20 protein-coding genes and 3 pseudogenes are annotated in these 22,552 nt (G+C 71.5%); 11 read left to right on the forward strand and 12 right to left on the reverse strand.

The genetic code is table 11. The features are described 5' to 3' along the window. Positions 1–79 precede the first annotated feature (79 nt). The gene (locus ACIHEI_RS16825; RefSeq protein WP_392945907.1) at positions 80–403 is read right to left on the reverse strand and encodes a plasmid stabilization protein; all 324 of its coding nucleotides are present in this window, start codon (positions 401–403) and stop codon (positions 80–82) included. A 6-nt stretch (positions 404–409) separates the two neighbouring features. Continuing rightward, positions 410–1,483, reverse strand: a complete 1,074-nt coding sequence (locus ACIHEI_RS16830; protein ID WP_396607135.1) for an SDR family oxidoreductase — start codon at positions 1,481–1,483, stop codon at positions 410–412. A 118-nt stretch (positions 1,484–1,601) separates the two neighbouring features. Between ACIHEI_RS16830 and ACIHEI_RS16835 the strand changes: the two genes are divergently transcribed. Further along, the gene (locus ACIHEI_RS16835; protein WP_396607136.1) at positions 1,602–2,288 is read left to right on the forward strand and encodes an HAD family hydrolase; all 687 of its coding nucleotides are present in this window, start codon (positions 1,602–1,604) and stop codon (positions 2,286–2,288) included. Positions 2,289–2,392: 104 nt separating this feature from the next. Here ACIHEI_RS16835 and ACIHEI_RS16840 read toward each other — a convergent pair whose 3' ends face one another. From ACIHEI_RS16840 to ACIHEI_RS16850, 3 genes are all read right to left on the reverse strand, one after another. Next, positions 2,393–2,566 (reverse strand): CsbD family protein, encoded by a 174-nt coding sequence (locus ACIHEI_RS16840; protein ID WP_396607137.1) that lies wholly within the window; start codon positions 2,564–2,566, stop codon positions 2,393–2,395. Positions 2,567–2,674: 108 nt separating this feature from the next. After that, on the reverse strand, positions 2,675–3,631 hold the full coding sequence (locus ACIHEI_RS16845; RefSeq protein WP_396607138.1) for a TIGR03557 family F420-dependent LLM class oxidoreductase: 957 nt from the start codon (positions 3,629–3,631) through the stop codon (positions 2,675–2,677). A 46-nt stretch (positions 3,632–3,677) separates the two neighbouring features. Continuing rightward, complete coding sequence (locus tag ACIHEI_RS16850; protein ID WP_396607139.1) at positions 3,678–3,839, reverse strand: hypothetical protein; 162 nt, start codon at positions 3,837–3,839, stop codon at positions 3,678–3,680. A gap of 154 nt (positions 3,840–3,993) precedes the next feature. Between ACIHEI_RS16850 and ACIHEI_RS16855 the strand changes: the two genes are divergently transcribed. The 3 genes from ACIHEI_RS16855 (at position 3,994) to ACIHEI_RS16865 (ending at position 5,594) form a co-directional block, all read left to right on the forward strand. Beyond that, complete coding sequence (locus ACIHEI_RS16855; protein WP_396607140.1) at positions 3,994–4,362, forward strand: helix-turn-helix transcriptional regulator; 369 nt, start codon at positions 3,994–3,996, stop codon at positions 4,360–4,362. Between the two features lie 89 nt (positions 4,363–4,451). Continuing rightward, complete coding sequence (locus ACIHEI_RS16860) at positions 4,452–4,901, forward strand: STAS domain-containing protein (RefSeq protein WP_396607141.1); 450 nt, start codon at positions 4,452–4,454, stop codon at positions 4,899–4,901. A gap of 201 nt (positions 4,902–5,102) precedes the next feature. After that, positions 5,103–5,594 carry a DUF6328 family protein gene (locus ACIHEI_RS16865; RefSeq protein ID WP_396607142.1) on the forward strand — a complete coding sequence of 164 codons (492 nt, stop codon included), beginning with the start codon at positions 5,103–5,105 and terminating at the stop codon, positions 5,592–5,594. Here ACIHEI_RS16865 and ACIHEI_RS16870 read toward each other — a convergent pair. From ACIHEI_RS16870 to ACIHEI_RS16880, 3 genes are all read right to left on the reverse strand, one after another. Beyond that, the gene (locus ACIHEI_RS16870; protein ID WP_396607143.1) at positions 5,580–6,935 is read right to left on the reverse strand and encodes a glycoside hydrolase family 15 protein; all 1,356 of its coding nucleotides are present in this window, start codon (positions 6,933–6,935) and stop codon (positions 5,580–5,582) included. The two genes, ACIHEI_RS16865 and ACIHEI_RS16870, sit on opposite strands and share 15 nt — an antisense overlap. A 3-nt stretch (positions 6,936–6,938) precedes the next feature. Beyond that, positions 6,939–8,726: a thiamine pyrophosphate-requiring protein gene (locus tag ACIHEI_RS16875; protein WP_396607144.1), complete on the reverse strand. Its 1,788-nt coding sequence runs from the start codon at positions 8,724–8,726 to the stop codon at positions 6,939–6,941. A gap of 123 nt (positions 8,727–8,849) precedes the next feature. Continuing rightward, a complete protein-coding gene (locus tag ACIHEI_RS16880) occupies positions 8,850–9,281 on the reverse strand; it encodes an ATP-binding protein (protein ID WP_392946502.1) in 432 nt (143 codons plus the stop codon). Between the two features lie 186 nt (positions 9,282–9,467). Between ACIHEI_RS16880 and ACIHEI_RS16885 the strand changes: the two are divergent. The 3 genes and pseudogenes from ACIHEI_RS16885 to ACIHEI_RS16895 form a co-directional block, all read left to right on the forward strand. Next, positions 9,468–9,737 (forward strand): annotated as a pseudogene (locus ACIHEI_RS16885) (cyclase); the annotation flags it as partial. A gap of 73 nt (positions 9,738–9,810) precedes the next feature. Then, positions 9,811–10,683 (forward strand): SigB/SigF/SigG family RNA polymerase sigma factor, encoded by an 873-nt coding sequence (locus tag ACIHEI_RS16890; RefSeq protein ID WP_396607145.1) that lies wholly within the window; start codon positions 9,811–9,813, stop codon positions 10,681–10,683. A 22-nt stretch (positions 10,684–10,705) separates the two neighbouring features. Further along, a pseudogene (locus ACIHEI_RS16895) lies at positions 10,706–11,031 on the forward strand (ornithine decarboxylase); the annotation flags it as partial. 176 nt (positions 11,032–11,207) lie between these two features. Here ACIHEI_RS16895 and ACIHEI_RS16900 read toward each other — a convergent pair. Beyond that, complete coding sequence (locus ACIHEI_RS16900) at positions 11,208–12,539, reverse strand: NADH-quinone oxidoreductase subunit D (RefSeq protein ID WP_396607146.1); 1,332 nt, start codon at positions 12,537–12,539, stop codon at positions 11,208–11,210. Between the two features lie 798 nt (positions 12,540–13,337). Here ACIHEI_RS16900 and ACIHEI_RS16905 point away from each other — a divergent pair. Further along, on the forward strand, positions 13,338–14,321 hold the full coding sequence (locus tag ACIHEI_RS16905) for a CapA family protein (RefSeq protein WP_396607147.1): 984 nt from the start codon (positions 13,338–13,340) through the stop codon (positions 14,319–14,321). A 208-nt stretch (positions 14,322–14,529) separates the two neighbouring features. On the opposite strand, the gene ACIHEI_RS16910 is transcribed toward ACIHEI_RS16905, so the two are convergent. After that, entirely contained in the window at positions 14,530–15,213 is a 684-nt protein-coding gene (locus ACIHEI_RS16910) for a flavodoxin domain-containing protein (protein ID WP_396607148.1), read from the reverse strand. Between the two features lie 193 nt (positions 15,214–15,406). Between ACIHEI_RS16910 and ACIHEI_RS16915 the strand changes: the two genes are divergently transcribed. Continuing rightward, on the forward strand, positions 15,407–16,039 hold the full coding sequence (locus ACIHEI_RS16915) for a hypothetical protein (RefSeq protein WP_396607149.1): 633 nt from the start codon (positions 15,407–15,409) through the stop codon (positions 16,037–16,039). On the opposite strand, the gene ACIHEI_RS16920 is transcribed toward ACIHEI_RS16915, so the two are convergent. Continuing rightward, complete coding sequence (locus tag ACIHEI_RS16920) at positions 16,036–17,250, reverse strand: NAD(P) transhydrogenase subunit alpha (protein WP_396607150.1); 1,215 nt, start codon at positions 17,248–17,250, stop codon at positions 16,036–16,038. The genes ACIHEI_RS16915 and ACIHEI_RS16920 overlap by 4 nt on opposite strands. Before the next feature lie 145 nt (positions 17,251–17,395). Here ACIHEI_RS16920 and ACIHEI_RS16925 point away from each other — a divergent pair, with 145 nt between their 5' ends. Together ACIHEI_RS16925 and ACIHEI_RS16930 are read left to right on the forward strand one after the other, a co-directional pair. Continuing rightward, the gene (locus ACIHEI_RS16925; protein ID WP_396607151.1) at positions 17,396–20,986 is read left to right on the forward strand and encodes a hydantoinase B/oxoprolinase family protein; all 3,591 of its coding nucleotides are present in this window, start codon (positions 17,396–17,398) and stop codon (positions 20,984–20,986) included. Positions 20,987–21,120: 134 nt separating this feature from the next. Continuing rightward, positions 21,121–21,326: pseudogene (locus tag ACIHEI_RS16930) on the forward strand (integrase core domain-containing protein); the annotation flags it as partial. Between the two features lie 96 nt (positions 21,327–21,422). Here the strand turns inward: ACIHEI_RS16930 and ACIHEI_RS16935 are convergent. Beyond that, positions 21,423–22,253: an SDR family NAD(P)-dependent oxidoreductase gene (locus ACIHEI_RS16935; protein ID WP_396607152.1), complete on the reverse strand. Its 831-nt coding sequence runs from the start codon at positions 22,251–22,253 to the stop codon at positions 21,423–21,425. Between the last annotated feature and the right edge of the window lie 299 nt (positions 22,254–22,552).

The raw sequence follows: 22,552 nt of genomic DNA on the forward strand, positions 1-22,552 counted from the left end.
AGCCCTCCGCAGGCTCGGGCGCTTGTCGCGGTCGGACCCGCGGCGGTGTCGCCGCGTCGGGATCGGTCGACATGAGAACTTATCGACCGAGGGCGTGTTCGAGTTCCTGCTTGTTCATCTTCGAACGGCCGTGGATGTTGCGTTGCTTGGCCTCGTTGTACAGCTGCTCCTTGGTCGGGCCCTGCGAACCGCTGTGGGAACGCAGGCCTCCGCGCCGGGAGGAGGAGATGTCCTTGACCGAACTGCGACTGGCGGTCTTCGACTCGCCGTGCTGGGCACGTTCCTTGTTCACGGTGCGGGCGGCGATCTCCTTGGCACGCTTCTCGCTCTCACCGCGATCCAACGCACTCTCCTTGATGTGCTCGTACTGCCGTTCCCGCTTCTTGCTCGAACCAGCAGGCATGGCCACTCACTCCTGTCGATGTGACTGCGGGACGCACCCGCCCCGCAGCTGTGAAACGAACCCCGCGCAGCGTTCGGGCAGACCCTTCCCCACCCGGCCGGACACCCGCCGCGCTGCGCCGGCGAAGGCGCCAAGGGCATGGACGGCCTGCTGCTGGCGGCATCCTGCACGGGCCCGGTCGTCGAAGCGGCCGTGGGCACCGAAGTCCTGCGCGGAGTCCACCGGGGCGAACAGGTTGTCGGGGTCGCCCGGCCGGCGGGGCTGGTCGGTCTGCTGGGCCTCGAAGCCCGTGCGGGCCAGGTACCGGTCCAGCAGGCCCGGCACGACCGCGTTGGCGAGCAGGGTCGCCACCGTGCTGCCGCCGACCCAGTACTCCCTCCGCCCGGGATGCCCGGCCGCGAACAGCACGGCCCGGGCTGCGACTTCGGGCTGGTAGATCGGCGGAACCGGCTGCGCCCGCCTCGGCAGACGCGAGCGGACCCAGTCGAACTGGGGGGTGTTCACCGCCGGCATCTGCACCATGGTGGTGCGCACCCGTGTGCCGGAAGCCAGCAGTTCGCAGCGCAGCGCCTCGTTGAAGCCCTGGATCGCATGTTTGGCACCGCTGTAGGCACTCTGCAGCGGGATGCCGCGGTAGGCGATGGCGGACCCGACCTGCACGATCACGCCCCGGTCGCGCGGCAGCATCCGGTGCAGCGCCGCCTGGGTGCCGTGCACGTAGCCGAGGTAGGAGACCTCGGTGACGCGTCGGAACTCCTCGGCGGTGATCTCGGCGAAGGGCGCGAAGACGGAGGCGAAGGCGGCGTTCACCCACACGTCGAACGGCCCCAGTTCTTCCTCGATCCGCTGGGCTGCGCCCTCCACCGCGTCCGGGTCGGCGACATCCGCCTCGATGGCGATCACCTTCGGGGCGCCCCGCTGTACGGCCTCGCGTACAGCGCCGTCGAGGCCGGCCCGGCCCCGGGCGATCAGCGCGAGACGGTCACCGCGGGCGGCGAACGCCGCCGCACAGGCGCGGCCGATGCCGGCGCTGGCCCCGGTGACCACCACGTTCCGGGCGGGATGCTCGTGACCCGTCATGAGGTGCGGCTTTCCGCGATCGGCGACCGTAAACGGGCTGCGGCAGTGCGTGCGAGCCGGGCCGCACAGCCGTAGCGTCGAGAAACGGCAGACCACCCGTAGCCGAAGGAGGCGCCCGATGCCGGCCGCAGCGCTGTTCGACGTGGACGGAACCCTGCTGGACACCAGCTACTGGCACACGGTCGCCTGGACCGAGGCGCTCGCCCAATTCGGGCACACTCCGGCGATGGCACGCATCCATGAGGCGATCGGCATGGGCGGCGACCAACTGCTCGACCATGTCCTCGGCGAGGACCGCGACCGCAGTGAGGACGAAGCAGTCAGCACCGCACATCAAGCCCTGTTCGCGCGCCTGTGGCCCGGGCTGCGGGCCTTCGACGGCGCGGCCGAACTGCTGCGGGAACTGAAGCGGCGCGGCTGGACGATCGTGCTGGCCTCCTCCGCCTCCGACAGGGACCTGCATGTGATGCGCCGTGTCCTGGATGCCGACGACGTGATCGACGCCGTCACCGGCGCGGACGACGTGGACGCCAGCAAGCCCGCCCCCGACCTGGTCCGCGCCGCCCTCGACAAAGCCGGCGCCGAACCCGACCAGGCACTGTTCGTCGGCGACACTCCCTGGGACGTGCAGGCCGCCGCCCGGGCCCGGGTGCCGTGCATCGCGGTGTTGTCCGGCGGCGTCGGCGAACCGGCCTTGCGCGCAGCCGGCGCCGTCGAGGTCCACACCTCGGTGGCCGCACTTCTCAGGCACCTCGACACCAGCGCGCTCGCCGACCCTGACCGCGTCACGGCCGGATCCCGGTAGGGCGCGTCGGTGCGGTGCCACCTCTGAAGAGCGCAAACGGTCTCGGTCGCGACGAGAGGACGTTCTGACCGCGCAGAACGTCCTCTCTGGCGAAGGCGGGCAGGTCAGTGCTTCGTCGCGTCCTTGACCTTCTCCTCGGCCTGCTTCAGATCGCTCTTGACCTGCTTGGCCTTGCCTTCGGCCTCCAGCGTCCGGTCACCGGTCACCTTGCCTGCTGCTTCTTTTGCCTTGCCCTCGGCCTTCTCGGCAACGTTTCGGACCTTGTCCTCTCCGCTCATCACGTTCACACCTCTTTCCGCATCGCGGCGGGCCGGTTCCCGCAGCACACGTGCGCATGCCCCCGGAGCAGAGCCCAAACCCACCACGGGTCCCGAACAAGGCCCGGTTCAGCGATTGAGGGCGGGCAGAACAAGCCCACCGTAGGCGTCGAAGAAGGCCTCCTGGTCCGAGCCGATCTGACCGACGTACACCTCGTCGAACCCGGCCCGCACGTAGCCGCGCACCGTCTCCAGGTGCTCCTCCACCTCGTCCCCGCACGTCACCGCGTCCGCGATCATCTCGCGCGTGACCAGTTCGCCGGCCTGCTCGAAGTGCGCCGGGGTCGGCAGGACCTGGGCGAGTTCGCCGGGCAGAAGCTCGGTCGGCCACAGCCGGTGCACCGCGTCAACGGCCTTGTCCCGGTCGGTGCTCCAGCACACCTTCACGCCGCCCACGACCTTCTTGCCGGCACCGCCGCCCTCACGGAAGGCACCTACCAGGTCCGCGTCCGGGCTCATGGTGACGAACCCGTCCCCGATCCGCCCCGCCACCTCGGCCGCCCGCGGACCGAACCCGGACACGAGCACCGGCAGCGGTCCGTCGGGCGCGGTGTACAAGCGGGCGTTGTCGACGCTGTAGTGCCGGCCGCGATGGCTGACCAGCTTGCCGGTGAACAGCTTGCGCATCACGTCCACCGCTTCCTCCAGCATCTCGGCGCGCTCCGCGAAGGAAGGCCACCGGTCGCCGAGAACGTGTTCGTTCAATGCCTCACCAGTGCCGACGCCCAGCGCGAAGCGCCCGCCGAGCATGACGCTCGAAGTGGCGGCCGCCTGCGCGGTCACCGCAGGGTGCAGCCGGACGGTCGGGCAGGTCACCAGCGTGGTGACCGGCAGGCTGACAGCCTGCGAGAGCGCGCCGATCATCGACCAGACGAACGGGCTGTTGCCCTGCCGGTCGTTCCACGGATGGAAGTGGTCGGAGATCGCCAGCCGGGTGAACCCGGCCTGCTGTGCCCTCCGGGCCTGGTCGATCAGCTCCGCCGGGGTGAACTCCTCGCACGAGAGGAAATAGCCGTACTCGGTCATCGGATCCCGCTCCTCTGCGGATGCTGTCCTTTCCGGGCAGACGAAGTCACGGAGCCTGCGTATCGGCCGCCGGGGGCTCCGGCTCCTCGTCGTCGTCATCGGCACGGACATCAGGCGGCGTGGGCGCCACGATCTGCCGCTCCTCCGCAGAGCGCTCTCGCACCTGCTTGTCATCGCGGGCGGTGTCTTCTTCCTCGGGGTCGCTCATGGCAATCCTCTCGTCAGGTCCAGGGTCCGCGCGGCGCGAAGGGACCGCAAAACGTGCGCAGGCGGACCGTCGTCAGCAGGGCCACCCGCCTTCCCGCAGACCGGACCTCGGAATCCGGACTGGCCATACCCGAATCGAGGTTCATACTTGTGGTATGGGCGATGCGCGCGAGCCTCGTACCAGCTGGACGTTTCTGACCCAACACGCCAGGGTCCTGCTGATGGTCTCGCGCGACCCGGCAGTGCGACTGCGTGATCTCGCCAGCGCGTGCGGGGTGACCGAGCGGGCGATTCAGGCCATCGTCACCGATCTGGAGAGCGCGGGGTACCTGACCCGCGCCCGTTACGGGCGCCGCAATCACTACCGCGTCACCCGCCATGCGTACTTCCGTCACCCCGCCGAGGCCGGCTTCGAGATCGCCGACTTCCTGGAGCTGTTCTCCAAGCTCCCGCAGGGCTCCGGTGTTCACGAACACCGCGAGAACCTTCCTTCCGGTGATCATCATGAACGCGATGACGCGTGATCCCGCGTCCCGTACCGCTGTCCGTTCTTCCTGCTGCGGCCCTGAACGCGGCTGCCGCCGCGCGCGGTCGGACTCAGGAGGTGGGACCGGTGGCCCATGACGAGACGGGCCCGACCGGCGAGGCGCTGCCCACGGCCGTGAGAACCGGTTCGGACGAGGATCGTGGCCGCTTCACCAACTCGGTTCCCCTGCGGATCACGCTCACGCAAGTCCCCGGCGTCGCTGCGATCGTGCGGCTCGCCGGCGAGATCGATCCGGACCAGCGCCGCGCACTGGCGGAGGTGCTCGACAGCGCTGTCGCCCGGCACCTGCCACGGCTGGTCGTGGACATCGCGGCGGTGGGCTTCTGCGATTGCACTGTCCTCAACGTGCTGCTCAGCACTTGCTTGGCCTCCCAGGAGGCGGGTGTCGAGCTGGTGGTCACCGGAGCCGACCACCAGGCCCGGCGGCTGTTCGAGATCACCGGCGCCGATCGGGTCTTCACCCTGCGCACCACCGTGAGCAGCGCGTTGGCCGGTACCCGCGAGAGCAACGGCTGAGCCCGCCATGGTCGTCGTCGTACACCCCGCGGAGAACTCCGGGCCGTGAAGCAGTGACAGCCATGCCACCCATACCGCTGGAGTGGTGCTACCCGCGCCCACTCGCCCGAACGGGGGACGCCGCCCGTTCGGCCGTGCGCTCGACCCGTGCAGCGCCGACGATGGCCAATGTGAGGGCGGCGTACCCACGGGAGGGAAACGGTGACTGAAAGCGACGGGCAGCAGGACTCCGAGGAGGAGGCCGACCGCAAATGGACCGAGATGCTGCAGGAGGTCCGCGTTGCCCAGACGGGCGCACAGATCCTCTTCGGCTTCCTGATCAGCGTGGTCTTCACCCCGCGGTTCACTCAGATCAGCCCGGGTGAACGTGCGCTGTACGACGTCACGGTGGTCCTCGGAGCCATCGCCACCGGCACTCTGATCGCCCCGGTCGCCTTCCACCGCTTCCTCGCCGGACACGGGATGATGCCCGAACTCGTACGCGCCGGCGCCAAGATGATCATCTTGGGTCTCGTTCTGCTCGGTCTCACCGTCGGCGCCGCCCTGGTGCTGCTCCTGCACGTCGCCACCGGGTCGTCGATCGCCTGGCTGGTGGCCGGTGCGGTGATGCTCTGGTTCGTCGTCTGCTGGCTCGTCCTGCCCCTGCTGGCTCTGCGGCGCGGCCGCCGCGCATCGGGTTCACCGGCCCGCTGACAGTCCCCGAGGGTGGGCGAGGGTCGCGGCGGCTTCGAGCAGAAGCGCGTGGACGAAGGCCTGGGGCAGGTTGCCGCGGAGCTGGCGCTGGGCGACGTCGAACTCCTCCGCGAACAGGCCCGGCGGGCCGCACGCGGCGCGGTTGCGTTCGAACCAGCGCACCGCGTCGACCTCGTTGCCCTGCTGGTGCGTGGCCAGGGCCATGGCGAAGCCGCACAGCAGGAACGCGCCCTCGGTGTCTTCGAGAGGCCGGCCGTCGTGGCGGAACCGGTAGACGTAGTGGTCCTGGACGAGGCCGGTGCGCACGGCGTGCAGGGTGGCGGTGGTGCGGGGGTCGTCGGCGGGCAGGGCGCCGCGGACGGCGGGCATCAGGAGCGCCGCGTCCACGCCCTCGAGTGTGGGTGAGCGCTGCCAGCGCCCGGTCGGGTGCAGGCAGTCGGCGGAGGTTTCGTCGACGAGCCGGTCCGCGAGTGCCTCCCAGCGGGCCGCCTTCCCGCCGCTGGACGAGGGTGCCTGGGCGGCGATGGCTCGCAGGCCGGCGGCACAGATCAGGCGGCTGTGCGCCCACCTGTCGTCGTGGAGTTCCCAGATCCCGGCGTCCGCCTCGCGGTGGCGGGCTGCGATCGCGTCGGCGGCAGCTGTCGCGGCGCGCCAGGCGTCGGCGTCGAGGCGGTCGTGGCGTGCGGCAGCGGCGAGCAGCAGCAGGCTCTCGCCGAAGATGTCGAGCTGGAACTGGTGGCGGACCTTGTTGCCGACGATGTCGAACCCGCCCGGGTAGCCCGCCAGGTCGAGGGTGCGCTGCTGGGGCACCGCCGCGCCGGTGGTGGTGCAGGCAGGAGCAAGGGCGGGTCCGTGCTCGAGGAGGCGAGCCGTGACGAACCGTACGGAGTCGTCCAGCAGCGGGTGCGCGCCGGCTGCGGCGACACCCTGGCCGATGTAGGCCTGGTCTCGGATCCACACGTACCGGTAGTCGTAGTTGCGGCCCTGTTCGGCGCGCTCGGGCAGGCTCGTGGTGGCCGCTGCGACCGTGCCGCCGGCGGGGCCGGTGAGGCCGGACAGCACCGCGTGGGCGTGCCGGGCGTCGCGCTGTCCGATCGTGTTCGCCAGGTCCGGCGCGGACGCCCGCCAGGTCTGTTCGGTGGCCCGCCACAGCACATCGGCCGGTGTGGGCGCGGGCAGGCGCCGATCGGAGACCTCCAGGACGAGGTCGTGGTGCCGGCCGCCGGGTTCCAGCCGTACCCCGGTGCGCAGCGCGGCGTCGTCCGTGCCGGCGTCGGGTGTTCCGGCGAGGCGCACGTGCAGGTTGCCGGCCAGGCGCATGTCCACCCGGTCGGCGGCCACGGTTCAGCTCCCTCCGCTGCCGGGCAGAAACTCCTGCACCTTGGATTTGACGCCCTGGCGCACCACCGACGCGCTGTCGCTGTCGCCCTTCAGGACCGACAGGGCAGCCGCCTTGATCTGGTCCCAGGTGGCGTGGGGCGGGATCGGGGGCACCGCCGGGTCGGTGCGGAAGTCGATGACGAACGGCCGGTCCGCCGCCAGGGCCCTGCTCCAGGCCGGCCCCACGTCCTCCGGCCGCTCGACCCGGACTCCGTCCAGACCGAACGTCCGGGCGATGTCGGCGTACGGCACGTCCGGCAGGCTCTGCGACGGTTCGAACTGCGGCGCGCCCTGCATCGCGCGCATCTCCCAGGTGACCTGGTTCAGGTCGCGGTTGTTCAGCACCGCCACCACCAGACGCGGGTCCGACCACTCCCGGTAGTACTTGGCAGCGGTGATCAGCTCGGCCAGGCCGTTCATCTGCATCGCCCCGTCGCCGACGATCGCGATCGCCGGCCTCCTCGGGTGGGCGAACTTCGCGCCGATCACGTACGGCACCCCCGGCCCCATCGTGGCCAGCGTGCCCGACAGGGAACCGCGCATGCCGTCGCGGAAGCGCAGGTGGCGGGCGTACCAGTTCGCCGCCGACCCGGAGTCCGCTGCCACGATCGCGTTGTCGGGCAGCAGCGCGTCGAGCGAGTGGACGACGTACTCGGGGTTGACCGGGTCGGCGCTCACCTCGGCGCGGCGCTGCATGACCTCCCACCAGCGCGCGGCGTTGTCCTCCACCGTCTTGCGCCAGGCACCGTCCGGCTTGCTCTCCAGCAGGGGGACGAGCCGGCGCAGCGCCTCGGCGGCGTCGCCGACCAGGTTGACCTCGAACGGGTAGCGCAGCCCGACCATGGACGGGTCGAGGTCGATCTGCACCGCCCGCGCCTGCTCGAAGTCGGGCAGGAACTGGCTGTACGGGAAGCTGGAGCCCACCACCAGGAGGGTGTCGCAGTCGCGCATCATCTCGTAGGACGCGCGGGTGCCGAGCAGGCCGATCGACCCGGTCACGTAGGGGAGTGTGTCGGGCAGCGCGTCCTTGCCCAGCAGGGCCTTCGCCACACCCGCACCGAGCAGGTCCGCAACCTGCTCGACCTCGGGCCGGGCGTGCCGAGCGCCCTGGCCGACCAGCATCGCGACCCTCTCCCCGGCGTTGAGGATCTCCGCCGCCTTGGCGAGTTCCGCGTCGGTCGGGATCGGTGCGTAGTGCGGCACGCCGAGGCTGGAGGGGACCTGCTTGAACGCGTGCGCCGGCGGCTCGTAGTCGAGTTCCTGCACGTCGGCGGGGATGATCAGCGCGGTGACGGTGCGCCGCGTCGCGGCGATGCGCATCGCCCGGTCCAGCACGTTCGGCAGCTGCGCCGGGACGGTGACCACCTCGCAGAACTCCGAGGCCACGTCCTTGTACAGCGAGGCCAGGTCGACCTCCTGCTGGTAGGAGCCGCCCATCGCGCTGCGGTCGGTCTGCCCGACGATCGCCACCACCGGGACGTGGTCGAGCTTCGCGTCGTACAGCCCGTTCAGCAGGTGGATCGCGCCCGGTCCGGAGGTGGCGGCGCAGACTCCCGTCCGGCCGGAGAACTTCGCGTACCCGACGGCCTCGAAGGCGGCCATCTCCTCGTGCCGGGCCTGAATGAATCGGGGCCGGTCCTCGGCACGGCCCCACGCGGCGAGCAGCCCGTTGATGCCGTCGCCCGGGTAGGCGAAGACGTACTCCACCTGCCAGTCGCGCAGCCGTTCGAGGACGTAGTCGGAAACCTTCATCACCAGCTCCTCCACAGCGCGGTCGCGGCCCTCAGGACCTGGCCGGCCCCAGCCACGCGGTTAACCGTTCGGGCCCGACGCAAAACCCCATCGGCCCGGAAGCCGGACGGAGTCGCCAGGACGTCAGTGCCCCGGTTCCGGGAACCGCGGCCGCAGCGGGCACTCCGCCCAGACCGACTTGCCGAACGGCCGCACGTCCGTGCCCCATCTGGTGGAAAGCCGCTCGACGACGAGCAGGCCGTGCCCACCCGGTCGGTCCGGACTCGCCGGACGCCGCTCCGGCATCGCTGTGGTGCCGTCGGTGACCTCGACCCGCACCTGATCCGTGCCCAGGCCAAGGGCGACCTCGTGAGGGCCTGCCGTGTGCAGCCGAGCGTTGGCGACGAGCTCACTGACCACCAGCACAACGTCCTCGCGCGCCAGAGCGCGGACGCCCCACCCGCGAAGAACCACCTCGGCGAACGCACGGGCCACGCTCACCGGGTGCTGCTCACCGGACAGGTCGATACACCAGTGCTGCTCGGCAGGACAGTCGTGCAGTGCCGGCCGCGCCATCGGTGTCACCCCCAGAAGCCGGCGGGCCACGTTGATGTTCCAGCGTGTGCCCGTTGGCCGCGAAATCCACACAACCGGCGCCAATCGAAAGCCGCCGGGTGAGCTGCGGTTGGACCGACCGTCCGGGGGCAGGCGCGAAGACAGCCGCCGCAGGAAGAGGAAGTGTGATGAGTACCGTCCCGCAGCGACCAGCTCCCGGACGAACGGGTCGCCCGGCGCACCGTGGGAGGCGAATCCACTCAGCGCGGCGTGGTGACCTTCGCGCGCCTCGACGGCAGTCGCACCCGTGTCCGCCTGGCAATGGAGTTCGAGCCCGAGGGCATGGCCGAACGAGCCGGCGACGCTCTGGGCATGGTCGACCGGAGGGTCAAGGGCGACCTCGGGCGCTTCAAGGAGTTCATCGAGCACCGCGGCGACGCCAGCGGGGCCTGGCGCGGGCGGATCACCCCCAGCTGACCTCCGGCCGTGTCGCGCACCCCGAACCGGGGCATCCACGACGTAGCAGGCCAACCCGAGGGGTTGATTCCAGATGGCTGTGCAGCCGCGTTCGCCGGGTAGGGACCGGCCTCGCACCGACGCGGGCCGGGTGGCGTACTGCGAGGATCTGCCGGTCGTCGACAACCCGCGGTCCGCCAGCACGGCCGAAGCACGGGAACTCACGAACTCCCTGATCATCCGGCTGCGGGAATGCGAAGAGGGCACCGCCGAGTACTCCTACATCCGCGGCACCGTGATCGAGCTGAACCTGTCGCTGGTCAAATACGCCGCCCGCCGCTACCGGAACAGCCACGTGCCGATGGACGACATCGTCCAGACCGGCACCATCGGTCTGATCAAGGCCATCGACCGCTTCGACACCACCCGAGGGGTGGCGTTCACCACCTTCGCGCTGCCGACGATCACCGGGGAAATGAGGCGGCTGTTCCGCGACACCACCTGGGCCCTGCACGTGCCGCGCCGCGCGCAGGAACTCCGCCTCGCGGTGGCGGCCGGCCGAGACGATCTCGAGCAGGCGCTCGGCCGGGCTCCCACTGACGCAGAGCTGGCCGAGCACCTCGACGTGAGTGAGGACGAGGTTCGTGCGGGCGCCGCGGCAGCCGACGCGCGAACTGCCGACTCCCTGGACGCGCCCACCGACGGTGGCGACCCGGACAGCAGCCTTCAGGCCCGGCTGGGCCGCTGCGACCCGCGACTGGCAGCCGTCGAGGACATCGAGGCCCTGCGGCCGCTGATCGCCCTCCTACCGCAGCGTGAACGCCGGATCCTGGCGCTGCGCTTCACCGGCGAACTCACTCAGGCGGAAATCGGCCGCTGCCTCGGCATCTCACAGATGCAGGTTTCACGCCTGCTCGCGCGCACCCTCCAGAGCCTGCGCGCCGGCCTGGGCGAGGAGACTCCCTGACAGGCGTCACCGCGAACCTCGGGTGAGCATCGATGTCGCCGGGCTGGACCTCACCGGCTACCCGGCCGACGACTGGCTGCGCTCCCATCGCCGAATCGACCCGCACATATGCGACCACCGCCGCATCAGCGCACAGCTCACCCACGCCGACACCCCCGAAACCGTCGGCCGACTGCTGACCGCCCTGGCCGAACTGACCACGATCGCCGACACCTTGCGCCCCGCCGCGCAGGTCGACGTGCCCGACCCCACCGACCTGCGGCGGAACAGGCATTGCTGCCCCGCGACGCGTTCTTCGGCCCCACCGAGCACGTCCCCACCGGAACGGCCGCGGGCCGGATCGCGGCACCGTGGGGGCCGGTCCGGCTACGTGCTCGCGGCGTCCAATCTCTGCCCACGCACCGCTCGCCCCGCCCGCCGCCCGCCGCCCGCCGCTCACCGGTCGGACACGGGGCAGTACCCGGTGCCGGCGGGCGAGTGCGCCCGTTCCGCATACCGAGCTGACCGCGCCCGCACGGCGGCGCTCACCGGTCGACGCCTCCCATCACCGGGTCGATGCTCGCCACCGCGACGATGACGTCCGCGAGCATGCCGCCCTCGCACATCGCTGCCATCGTCTGGAGGTTGGTGAAGCTCGGGTCGCGGAAGTGCACCCGGTACGGCTGCGTGCCGCCGTCGGAGACGACGTGCACGCCCAGCTCGCCCCTGGCGGACTCGATCGCCGCGTAGGCCTGGCCGACCGGGACCGGGAAGCCCTCGGTCACCAGCTTGAAGTGGTGGATCAGCGCCTCCATGGATTCGCCCATGATCTTCCGGATGTGGTCGAGCGAGTTGCCCAACCCGTCCGTTCCGAGCGCCAGTTGGGCGGGCCAGGCAATCTTCTTGTCACCCACCATGACCGGGCCGGGGGACAGCCGGTCAAGGCACTGCTCGACGATCCGCAGCGACTGGCGCATCTCCTCCAGCCGGATCAGGAACCGGCCGTAGGCGTCCGCGGTGTCCGCCGTCGCGACCTCGAACTCGTAGTTCTCGTACCCGCAGTAGGGGTCGGTCTTGCGCAGGTCGTGCGGCAGCCCGGTGGCCCGCAGGATCGGCCCGGTGGCACCGAGCGCCAGGCAGCCGGCCAGGTTCAGGTGGCCGACGTCGACCAGCCGCGCTTTGAAGGCCGGGTTCCTGGTCGCCAGTTTGTCGTACTCGTGCATCCGCGAGCGCAGCAGCTTCACGCCCTCGCGGATCAGGTCCGGCGCATCCGGGGGCAGGTCCTGCACCACGCCGCCCGGCCGGACGTAGCCATGGTTCATGCGCAGGCCCGTGACCAGCTCGAAGATGTCGAGAATGACCTCGCGGTCCCGGAAACCGTAGACCATCAGCGTGGTGGACCCGATCTCCATCCCGCCGGCGGCCAGTGCCACCAGGTGGGAGGAGATCCGGTTGAGTTCCATCATCAGCACCCGGATGACGTCGGCCCGCTCCGGGATCTGTTCGGTGATGCCGAGCAGCTTCTCCACCGCCAGGCAGTAGGCGGTCTCGTTGAACAGTGGCATCAGGTAGTCCATCCGGGTCACGAAGGTCGTGCCCTGGACCCAGTTGCGGAACTCCATGTTCTTCTCGATGCCGGTGTGCAGGTAGCCGATACCGCAGCGGGCCTGTTTCACCGTCTCGCCGTCGATCTCCAGGACCAGGCGCAGCACGCCGTGCGTGGACGGGTGCTGAGGCCCCATGTTGACGATGATCCGCTCGTCGTCGGCCTGCGCGACGGCGTCGACCACTTCGCCCCAGTTACTGCCGGTGACGGTGTAGACGCGGCCCTCGGTGGTGTCCCGCGCTCCTGACGACTCGTGCTCGATGCCGCTCATCAGCCGTATGACCTCCTGACCTCCGCTCGGGTCGCCGATCGCCTGATGTGTTCGTGTCACGGAGTGTGATCGGGCACGACAGGACCGGCCGTCCGGGCGGGCCGACCCCCGGGCCCCCCGCACGGGCGCGACTCGGCGGCTCGGGCTCCTCAAATCCAGGATCGCGTACATCTGCCATGAGCACCCGGCCGGACCGGTGCGTCACACCAGCCACGGCCGGGCAGACCGGGCGTCTCGTGATCGGCACGCACCGCGCCGAAGGCCCGGCGCACGACGGACCCTCCCGGGCGACAGCCGCCACGCCGCCCGGCTGTGAACTCCTTGGGCGGGCTGCGGCCTGCCACGGAGGGGGCGCCCGATCTACGGTGAAGGTATGGACAGCACCCAGGTGGCCCCGGGCGTCGGCGCTGGCGGTGACCGGCGGTTCTGGCCGGCGGCCGGGCGGGACTGATTTCTGCCCTGCGGTGTCCAGCCGCGGACATGGTCGGCCGGAAGGAGCGAGTCGATGGGTACACCTCCGAACGATCCGGTGCCGCCGAACCCGACACCGGCGCCAGGCCCCGGTGGGCCCGAGCCCGGGCCCGTGCCCGGACCGGTGCCCGCGCCGGGCGGCCCCGAACCGGCACCGCCGGCTCCTCCGCAGCCCGGGCCCGATCCGCAGCCACCTCCTGCGCCCGCGCCGGAACCGGGCCCTCACCCCGGCCCGTTGCCGGGACCTGTACCGGCACCCGAGCCGAGGGCTGGACCAGCCAGGTGACGCCGACGTCCGAACACGGCGAGCGGGAACGGATCGGGAGAATGGCGCTCAAGGTGGCACTGGCCGGTGACACGATGCTCGGGCGTGGCGTCGCCGAGGAACTGCGGCGCTCGCCGACGCCGCAGACGCTGTTCGCCGCCGAGGTGCGGGAGGCACTCGCGGAGGCCGATCTCGTGGTGCTCAACCTGGAGTGCTGCGTCTCCGACCGAGGGCACCGCTGGCCGGACCCGTACAAGCCGTTCTTCTTCCGGGCCCCTCCCTCAGCGGCGAGGGTGCTCGCCGAGCTGGGAGTGGACTGCGTGACCCTGGCCAACAACCATGCCCTGGACTACGGCTTCGACGCCCTTGCCGATACCCGTGTCCTGCTGGAGGGCGCCGGTGTCCGTACGGTGGGAGCGGGCCGGGACGTCCGGGCGGCCCGGCAGTTCGCGGTGCTGGAGACGGGCGGGGTGCGGCTGGCGGTGGTTGCCGCCACCGACCACCCGGAGGACTACGCGGCCGACGACCAGCGTCCCGGGGTGGCCTGGGCCGACCTCCATGCGGGCGTACCCGACTGGCTCCGGGCGCTGGTGGCCCGGGCCGCGCGGGAGGCCGACATCGTGCTGGTCACCGCGCACTGGGGCCCCAACATGACTTCCCGACCGCCGCGGCACGTGCTCGCGGCGGCACCCCAACTGCTGGCGGCCGGCGCGACATTGGTGGCAGGGCACTCCGCCCACGTCTTCCACGGTGTAGCCGACCGGATCATCTACGACATGGGCGACTTCGTCGACGACTACGCCGTCCACCCGGCGCTGCGCAACGACCTGGGGCTGCTGTTCCTGGTCACCTTTGACGGACCCGAGCCCGCACGCCTGACCCCCGTCCGGCTGGACGCACTGCCCCTGTTCCTCGACAACTGCCACACCCGCCTCGCCCACGGCGACGAGTGGGAGTGGATCCGCGGCCGGTTCACCACCGCCTCCGCCGAGCTCGGCACCCACGTGGGCCGACGGGCCGGACGGCTGACGGTCGACTGGAGATGAGTGACAGGGGGGTCAGGCTGGCCGAGGGGAGCCCACACCGCTTCCGTATCGAGCAGTGGGACCGGACGCGAGTACGAGTCGGCCGTCACCGGAGGCAGCACGGGGGTGATCGCCTCGGCGATCTCCCTACGTGAAGCAGGTCGTGTTGTGGGCAACGCAGCCGTTCAAGGGACCTCGGCCCACCTCGGGCGACGGAAACAGGGCCCGGTCATTCCGGCGTGTCACCGGTATGTTCGCCATGTCCTGACAGGCTCCGGCCGATCTCCCGCCCCCAGGCGTCGACCGCGGACCAGTCCCGGTGGTCGCCGTACCGCAGTCCCATCGCCCTGAACTTCACGCGTCCGGCGCGCGTCAGGTGCTCAGGTTCGACGACCCCCGAGAACAGGCGGTGCCCGCGAGGCCGGAGCTCGGCGATCAGGTCGCCCACCACGTGCTCCTCCTCACGGGCGGCCAGCGCCCGCCACGGGCCCCGCAGCGCATCCGGCATTCCCACGGTGAACAGCCAGAGATCCCGGCCCGCGAGCAGGCCGGCGTTCGCGCGGACGAACCGCGACGCGGGCGGGAGCCACATCATGTCGTGAACGGCGCTGCCCACCACGTACGCGTCGTATCCGGCCGGATCGGCGGCGGCGTCGACGGCGACCGCGTCGACCTCGCACCCCTGCTCCCGCAGGCGTGCCGCGAGGCGCTCGGCGATGCTCCGGGTCGAGCCGTGGACACCGGCGTACGCGACGAGCACACGGTCAGCGCCGTGCCGGTCGGCGGTCCCCGGGGCAGCGTTCACGTTCACCACTCTCATCGGCCGGGCATCCGGCCGCGACCATACGCACCCTGGCGCGGCTGGGTCCACCGCACGGTTTTCGGCCGCCCCGTCCCGCTGGCGCTTCGTCATATTCGTCGCCGGATCGGAAGCGAATCACCGACCGGCGGGATGCTCCCGCGTGGAGTGGTCGACTGAACTCAGAGCGTGGCGGCCGTCGGTGGCGACTGTCGCCCGGTGGCCGCCGAGAGGAAGCTGGTGGGAGGGACTGCGCGACGTGGCCGAGCGGGTGGCCCGATGTTCCGCGCGAGACGGGAGCCGATCGATGTCGGATGCCGGTGATGGTGAACTGCTGGATCTTGTCGGCGAATTGGCCGCTCTGGTCCGACTCGCCGCGGAGGCGCTGGACGGCGCGACCGCGGCGCTGATGGTCGAGGTCGGCGCGGCGGGCGCGGTGGTGCGGTCGGAGAAGGCACTGGCCGAACTGCGCGGGCGGATCGAGGAGGACGCGGGTGCCCTGCCCGCGGGGTTGCGGGCCGTGGTGGTCGGCGTGCAGGTGGGGCGCGAGGTGGAGTGGCTGGGGGTGCTCGCCCAGCGGCTGCTGGAGCTGGCCTGGGCGCGGCAGGATCGCGAGCCGTTTTCGGAGCGGCTGCGCACGCCGCTGCGCGGAATCGCCGAGGCGGCGGTCGGTCTGGTCCGCAGGGCGGCCGACGTCCTGGAGCAGACCGCACCGGAGGGCGTCGCGGACCTGCTGTCGGACGTCCCCGAGACGGCCCTGCGGCAGCGTCTGTTGTTCGAACGGCTGCTCACGGCGAACGCACCGGTCGACGTCCGCACCGTCGCCGACCTGGTACTGCTGTCCGCGCACTGCCGGCAGTGCGCGGAGCACGCCGGTGCGATTGGGCGGTGCGCCTTGCTGTTCACCGGCCCCTCGTTGCGGCACGCAGGTCGAGGCTAGGGCGGAGGCGGGCCGACCGCGGCCGTTGCGGCAGCGAGCAGTCGCCGCGTTGCGGCGTGTCGGACGGTTCCTTGGTAAGTCACCACCATGGGGTCCTGCACCGGATCGGTCGGATCGACACGGAGCCCGTCGCGACGGGCCAGGTGGGTCAGCAGCGCCAGCACGTTGTGCGCGTACGCCTGCGAGGCCGTCACGGGGACCTGGGCGGCGAGCTCACCGGCGCCGATGACGATCACCCCGTCGCCGACCAGGGTCGTGGCGCCCGGCCGGGCGCACTCGAGGTTGCCCTGCGCCCAGCCGTCCGCAGGAGCGGGCACGTGCGCGGGCCCGGCCGTCAGGTCGACCAGGACCGAGCCGGGCCGCATCGCCGCCACCGCGTCGGTGCGCAGCAGCATCGGCGGATCCCCGCCGGGCACGTCGAGCGCGGTCACCACGAGGTCGTAGTGGGGCACGGCCGCCGCGAGGACCTCGCTCAGCGCGGAGCGGCGGTGCGCCAGCGTCTCGCCCAGTTCCAGGTCATCGGCCACCGGGTCGAGTCCGGGCAGGGCCAGCAGCTCGGCACCGAGCGCGACGGCCTGCGCCCGCTCGACGCGGCGCAGTTCGGCGACCTGTACGCGGGCACCGAGGCGGCGGGCGGTGTCGACGGCCTGGAGTCCGTCGGGCCCGGCGCCGATCACCAGCGTCCGCACCGGTTCGAACGCCGTGCCCCCGGCGCCCCACGGCGGCAGGCACCGGCCGAGCCGTTCGGCCGCGAGCAGGACCGCCCGGTAGCCGGCGATCCGCGCCTGGGACGTCGTGGCGTCCATCGGACGGGCCGCGGGCAGCCGGGCGTCCGCCAGGTCGAGGCCGATCGCGGTGACCCCGCGGTCGGCCCACTGCCCCACCTGACGGGGGATCGCGGTGGGGCGCAGCAGGGCGATCAGCAGGCGCCCGGGGCGCAGGCCGGGCAGTCGGTCGAGGGCCGGCGGATGCACCCCGATGAGCGCGTCGGCGCGGTGCAACAGCTCGGCGTGTCCGGCGAGTTCGGCTCCGGCCGCGAGGTACGCCTCGTCGTGCAACCAGGCCTGGGCGCCGACGCCGGGCTCGACCAGAACCGTCAGCCCGAGCCGTCCGACGGCGGTAACCACGTCGGGCACCAGGGCCACCCGCCGTTCGCCCGGCACGGTCTCCCGGCAAACGCCGAGGACGGTTCGGGGTGCTCCGGTCTCCATGTGCGTCTCACCGCCCTCCGGGACTGGCCGTATGTCCAGTATGTCCTTGATTGCGACCTCGGCTCCCCCGGGCGGATACTCGACGAGGGGCGTCGTCGGGCGTGGCCCGCCGAACCGGCGTCCCGAAGCGGCGGAAGGGGCCGAAATGCCCGGCCGGGGCTGGCAGTTCTGGGTGGACCGCGGCGGCACCTTCACGGACGTGGTCGCGCTGGCCCCCGACGGTCGGCTGCTGACCCGTAAGCTGCTCTCGCACGACCCGGCCCGCTACCGCGATGCGGCCGTCGCCGGCATCCGCGCCCTGCTCCCGTCGGGCGACGGGCGGATCGACTCCGTGCGGATGGGCACCACGGTGGCCACCAACGCCCTGCTGGAGCGGGCGGGCGAACCGACCGCCCTGGTGGTGACCCGGGGCTTCGCGGATGCGCTGCGGATCGGCTACCAGAACCGACCGCAGATCTTCGCCCGGGAGATCACTCTGCCCGAGCCGCTGTACACCCGGGTGATCGAGGTGGACGAGCGGATCACCGCCGACGGAACGGTCCTGCGCCGGCCCGACCTGGACCGGCTCGAAGGCGAGCTGCGCCATTGCCGGAGGGACGGCATCGGCGCGCTCGCGGTGCTCTGCCTGCACAGCTACCTGCACCCCGCGCACGAGCAGGAGATCGGCCGGCTTGCCGAGCGGCTCGGTTTCGGCCAGGTGTCGCTCTCGAGCGAGGCGAGTCCGCTGATGAGGTTGGTGCCGCGCGGCGACACGGCCGTGGCCGACGCCTACCTCTCGCCCGGCCTGCGGCGCTATGTCCGGCAGGTGGAAGGGGAGTTGAGCGGTGTGCCGGTGATGTTCATGCAGTCCAACGGCGGTCTCGCCGCAGCGGGTCACTTCCGCGGCAAGGACGCGATCCTGTCCGGTCCGGCCGGTGGCATTGTCGGCATGGTGCGGATGTCCCGACTGGCCGGATTCGAGCGGGTGATCGGCTTCGACATGGGCGGCACCTCCACCGATGTGTCGCACTACGCGGGCGAGTTCGAGCGGGTGGTGACCACCGAGGTCGCCGGGGTGCGGCTGCGGGCGCCGATGCTGGCGATCCGCACAGTGGCGGCCGGCGGCGGCTCGGTGCTGCGCTTCGAAGGCGGGCGGCTCCGGGTCGGCCCGGACTCGGCCGGCGCCGACCCCGGGCCGGCCTGTTACCGGCAGGGCGGGCCGCTCACCGTCACCGACGCCAACCTGCTGCTCGGCCGGATCCAGGCCGAGCACTTCCCGCGCGTCCTCGGGCCGGACGGCGACCAACCGCCCGATCTCGACCTGGTCCGCCGTCAATTCACCGTTCTGGCCGGCCGGATCGCCGCAGACTCGGGGACGGGCTGCTTGCCGGAGCAGGCCGCGGAAGGCTTCCTGCGGATCGCGGTCGGCAACATCGCCAACGCGATCAAACGGATCTCGGTGCAGCAGGGCCACGACGTCACCAGGTACGCGCTGACAACCTTCGGCGGCGCCGGCGGCCAGCACGCCTGTGCGGTCGCCGAGGCGCTCGGCATCCGCACGGTGCTGGTCCCGCCGATGGCCGGGGTGCTCTCCGCGCTCGGCATCGGCCTGGCCGACACCACCGTGCTGCGCGAGCACGCCGTCGAGCGCCTGTTGGAGCCCGAGGTCATGGCGGACCTGCGCACACTGTCCGAGGAACTGGCGGCAGGTGCCACGTCCGAGCTGCGGGAGCAGGGGATCGCGCCGGACCGGATCAGGCTGGCACACCGGGCCCGGCTGCGGTACCGCGGCACGGACACGACACTGGACGTCGCGCTCGGTGAACTCGGCAACATGGAAAGGGAGTTCGAGAAGCGACACCGATCCACCTATTCCTTCCTGATGGACCGTCCGATCGTTGTCGAAGCCCTCGCGGTGGAGGCCACCGGCCTCACCGAGCAGCCGGACCTGGGCGCGCCGCAGGTCCACCGGAACGGACCTGCCGTGCTCCCCACCGTCCGGATGGCCACCGGCGGCCAGTGGTGCGAGGTGCCGCTGCTGCAACGCGAGTGGATGCGCCCGGCCGACACCGTCACCGGGCCGGCCGTGATCGCCGAGGCCGGTGCCACCACGGTGGTGGACGACGGCTGGCGCGCCACCGTCACTCCCGCCGGCCACCTGAAGATCGAGCAGATCGCCGACCGGGCCGGGCCCACGGTCACCGCCGAGGCAGACCCGGTGCTGCTCGAGGTGTTCAACAACCTCTTCATGGCGATCGCGCAACAGATGGGAGCCCGGCTGGAGTCGACCGCCCAGTCCGTCAATATCAAGGAGCGGCTGGACTTCTCCTGCGCACTGTTCGACCCGGAAGGCAACCTGGTCGCCAACGCCCCGCACATCCCGGTGCACCTGGGCTCGATGGGCACCACCGTCAAGGAAGTGCTCCGCCGCCGCGGACCGAAGATGCGGCCGGGCGACTCCTACGCCGTCAACGACCCCTACCACGGCGGCACCCACCTGCCCGACATCACCGTCATCACCCCGGTCTTCGACCCGGCCGGCCGCGACATCCTGTTCTTCGTCGCCTCCCGCGGCCACCACGCCGAGATCGGCGGAATCACCCCCGGCTCGATGCCGGCGACCAGCCGGGAGATAGAACAGGAAGGCGTGCTCTTCGACAACTGGCTGCTGGTGGCGGACGGCAGGCTCCGCGAGGCCGAGACGCTGCGCCTGCTCACCGACGCGCCCCATCCCTCGCGCGACCCGGCCACCAACCTCGCCGACCTGCGGGCCCAGATCGCCGCCAATCGCAAGGGAGTCGACGAAGTCAACGCGATGATCGAGCAGTTCGGGCTCGATGTGGTCCAGGCCTACATGCGGCACGTGCAGGACAACGCCGAACGGGCGGTACGCGAGGCGATCGGCGAACTCGCCGACGGCTCCTACCGGTACGAGACCGACAGCGGCGCGGTGATCGCGGTACAGATCCGGGTGGACCGCCGCCGCCGCACCGCCACCGTCGACTTCACCGGCACCTCCGCCCAGCTCGACAGCAACCTCAACGCGCCGTCCGCCGTGGTGAACGCCGCGGTGCTGTACGTCTTCCGCACCCTGGTGGCCGACGACATCCCGCTCAACGACGGCTGCCTGCGCCCGCTGCGGATCGTCGTCCCACCCGGCTCGATGCTCGCCCCACGTCCACCGGCGGCCGTCGCCGCCGGCAACGTCGAGACCTCACAGGCCGTCACCGGCGCGCTCTACGCCGCCCTCGGCCTCCAGGCCGAAGGGTCCGGCACGATGAACAACCTCACCCTCGGCAACGACCGCCACCAGTACTACGAAACCATCGCCTCCGGCTCCGGCGCGGGCCCCGACTTCGACGGCGCCGCCGCCGTCCAGACCCACATGACCAACTCGCGGCTGACCGACCCCGAGGTCCTGGAGTGGCGCCTGCCCGTCCTCCTCGACGAGTTCGCCGTACGGTCCGGCAGCGGCGGAACGGGCCGCCATCGTGGCGGTGACGGCGTGGTACGACGAATCCGCTTCCGCGAGCCGATGACGGTCAGCATCCTGTCCGGGCACCGCCGCGTCCCCCCGTACGGCATGGCCGGCGGCGCACCCGGCGCACTCGGCGCCAACCGCCTGCTGCGCCGGGACGGCACGGTCGAGCCACTGGCCGGCTTCGCTACCGTGGACGTCGAACCGGACGACGTCCTGGAGGTCGAGACCCCGGGCGGCGGCGGATACGGCGAGCCGGAGCCACCGCAACACCGATGACGCCGCACGGGCTGGGACACTTCCCGGAAGGGCTGTGGCCGGTTGGCGCCTTGAGGGAGAGGCGTTCGCACGGACGAACCGCGACCGGGGCGGGAGCCACACCATGTCGTGAACAGCGCTGCCGACCACGTACGCGTCGTACCCGCCCCTACCGGCCCCAGACCAACGGCAAGGTCGAACGCTTCAACCGCAGCTGCTCGACGAATGGGCCTACGCCAGGCCCTACCGCACCGAACAGGAACGACGCGACGCCTACCCCACCTGGCTCCACACCTACAATCACCACCACGGACACACCGCACTCGCAGGCAAACCACCCGCCAGCCGCGTCCCCAACCTCACAGTAGTTCAGTCCGTGTCGCTCGGGGCAGTCACCTCGGCCGGAGCTGGCGAGGCACCCGGTGACAAGCTTGCCCGACCGGAACCCCGACACCCCTCACAGGGAGTCCACGAGCCCGCCGTCGATGACGAAGTCGGCGCCCGTGATGTTCGCGGCACCGGGACCGGCGAGGAACAGGACGAGGTCCGCGACCTCCGCCGGGCGGGTGAAGCGGCCGGTCGCGGACTGGGCCGCGGCAGCGCGGGCCACGTCGTCGGGGCCGGTACCACGGGACCGTCCGACCGTGGCGGCAACGCCATCAGCGCCCTGCCACAGCGCGGTCTCCACCGGGCCGGGGCCGATCGTGTTCACCCGTACCCCCTGTGGTCCCACCTCCTTGGACAGGGCCTTGCAGAAGTTGGTCAGTGCGGCCTTGGCGGCGCCGTAGTCGATGACCAGGGGGTCCGGCAGCCGCGCGTTGACCGAGGAGACGGTGACGATGCGTCCCGCGCCGGAGGCGAGCAGGTGCGGCAGGGCGGCCCGGGTGGTGCGGACGGCGGTCAGGAGGTTGACGCTCAGGGCCCAGTCCCAGTCCTCGTCGGTCACGCTCAGGAAGCCGTCGACCCTCGGGCGCACCGCTCCGACGTTGTTCACCAGCACGTCGATGCCGCCACGGAGCCGGGCGGCCTTGGCGATCAGCCCGGCCGGACCGCCCGGTGTCGCGAGATCGACTTCCACGACGGTGAGGTTCGAGCCCTGCTTCACGTGCGCGTCGAGGGCATCGGTGCGTGTTCGTGACCCCGCGACGACGTGGCATCCCGCTGCGAGGAACGCCTCGGTGATCGCCAGCCCGATGCCGCGCCCGGCCCCGGTGACGACGACGCTCTGGCCGGCCAGACCGTCGTCGTCACCGGGCCTCGCCGATCGCGACGGTGTGGAAGGGGTCACCGCAAGGTCTCCACGGTCGGTCGTGTCGGCCCGCTGAACGCGGTGTCTGCCCAGCTGCTGTGCGGTCGGCGTCCGTGAACGAGGACGACGGCGATCGAGGTTGTCACGTCTGGAGCCTCTCTGGGCGTGCGTGCCCGGGTGCCCTGACCCGGTATGTCCGTATCAGACCGGAACCCCGGCGGACCTGCATCAGGAAGGGCCGTGGTGTTCACGGTGGGCTACCGAACAGCTGCGGGTCGGGTGTGAATCCGGAGGGGTTTCGGCACCGCCCGCGCGTTCTCCTCGACTCGGGGACGTAC

The sequence above is a fragment of the Kitasatospora sp. NPDC051984 genome (assembly GCF_044593455.1).
GTDB lineage: Bacteria > Actinomycetota > Actinomycetes > Streptomycetales > Streptomycetaceae > Kitasatospora.

Bases quoted from the DNA above. Each gene is read 5' to 3' on its own strand.
- ACIHEI_RS16825 (WP_392945907.1), bottom strand. From the start codon at position 403: ATGCCTGCTGGTTCGAGCAAGAAGCGGGAACGGCAGTACGAGCACATC.
- ACIHEI_RS16830 (WP_396607135.1), bottom strand. From the start codon at position 1,483: ATGACGGGTCACGAGCATCCCGCCCGGAACGTGGTGGTCACCGGGGCC.
- ACIHEI_RS16835 (WP_396607136.1), top strand. From the start codon at position 1,602: ATGCCGGCCGCAGCGCTGTTCGACGTGGACGGAACCCTGCTGGACACC.
- ACIHEI_RS16840 (WP_396607137.1), bottom strand. From the start codon at position 2,566: ATGAGCGGAGAGGACAAGGTCCGAAACGTTGCCGAGAAGGCCGAGGGC.
- ACIHEI_RS16845 (WP_396607138.1), bottom strand. From the start codon at position 3,631: ATGACCGAGTACGGCTATTTCCTCTCGTGCGAGGAGTTCACCCCGGCG.
- ACIHEI_RS16850 (WP_396607139.1), bottom strand. From the start codon at position 3,839: ATGAGCGACCCCGAGGAAGAAGACACCGCCCGCGATGACAAGCAGGTG.
- ACIHEI_RS16855 (WP_396607140.1), top strand. From the start codon at position 3,994: ATGGGCGATGCGCGCGAGCCTCGTACCAGCTGGACGTTTCTGACCCAA.
- ACIHEI_RS16875 (WP_396607144.1), bottom strand. From the start codon at position 8,726: ATGAAGGTTTCCGACTACGTCCTCGAACGGCTGCGCGACTGGCAGGTG.
- ACIHEI_RS16880 (WP_392946502.1), bottom strand. From the start codon at position 9,281: ATGGCGCGGCCGGCACTGCACGACTGTCCTGCCGAGCAGCACTGGTGT.
- ACIHEI_RS16890 (WP_396607145.1), top strand. From the start codon at position 9,811: ATGGCTGTGCAGCCGCGTTCGCCGGGTAGGGACCGGCCTCGCACCGAC.
- ACIHEI_RS16900 (WP_396607146.1), bottom strand. From the start codon at position 12,539: ATGAGCGGCATCGAGCACGAGTCGTCAGGAGCGCGGGACACCACCGAG.
- ACIHEI_RS16905 (WP_396607147.1), top strand. From the start codon at position 13,338: ATGGCGCTCAAGGTGGCACTGGCCGGTGACACGATGCTCGGGCGTGGC.
- ACIHEI_RS16910 (WP_396607148.1), bottom strand. From the start codon at position 15,213: ATGACGAAGCGCCAGCGGGACGGGGCGGCCGAAAACCGTGCGGTGGAC.
- ACIHEI_RS16915 (WP_396607149.1), top strand. From the start codon at position 15,407: ATGTCGGATGCCGGTGATGGTGAACTGCTGGATCTTGTCGGCGAATTG.
- ACIHEI_RS16920 (WP_396607150.1), bottom strand. From the start codon at position 17,250: ATGGAGACCGGAGCACCCCGAACCGTCCTCGGCGTTTGCCGGGAGACC.
- ACIHEI_RS16925 (WP_396607151.1), top strand. From the start codon at position 17,396: ATGCCCGGCCGGGGCTGGCAGTTCTGGGTGGACCGCGGCGGCACCTTC.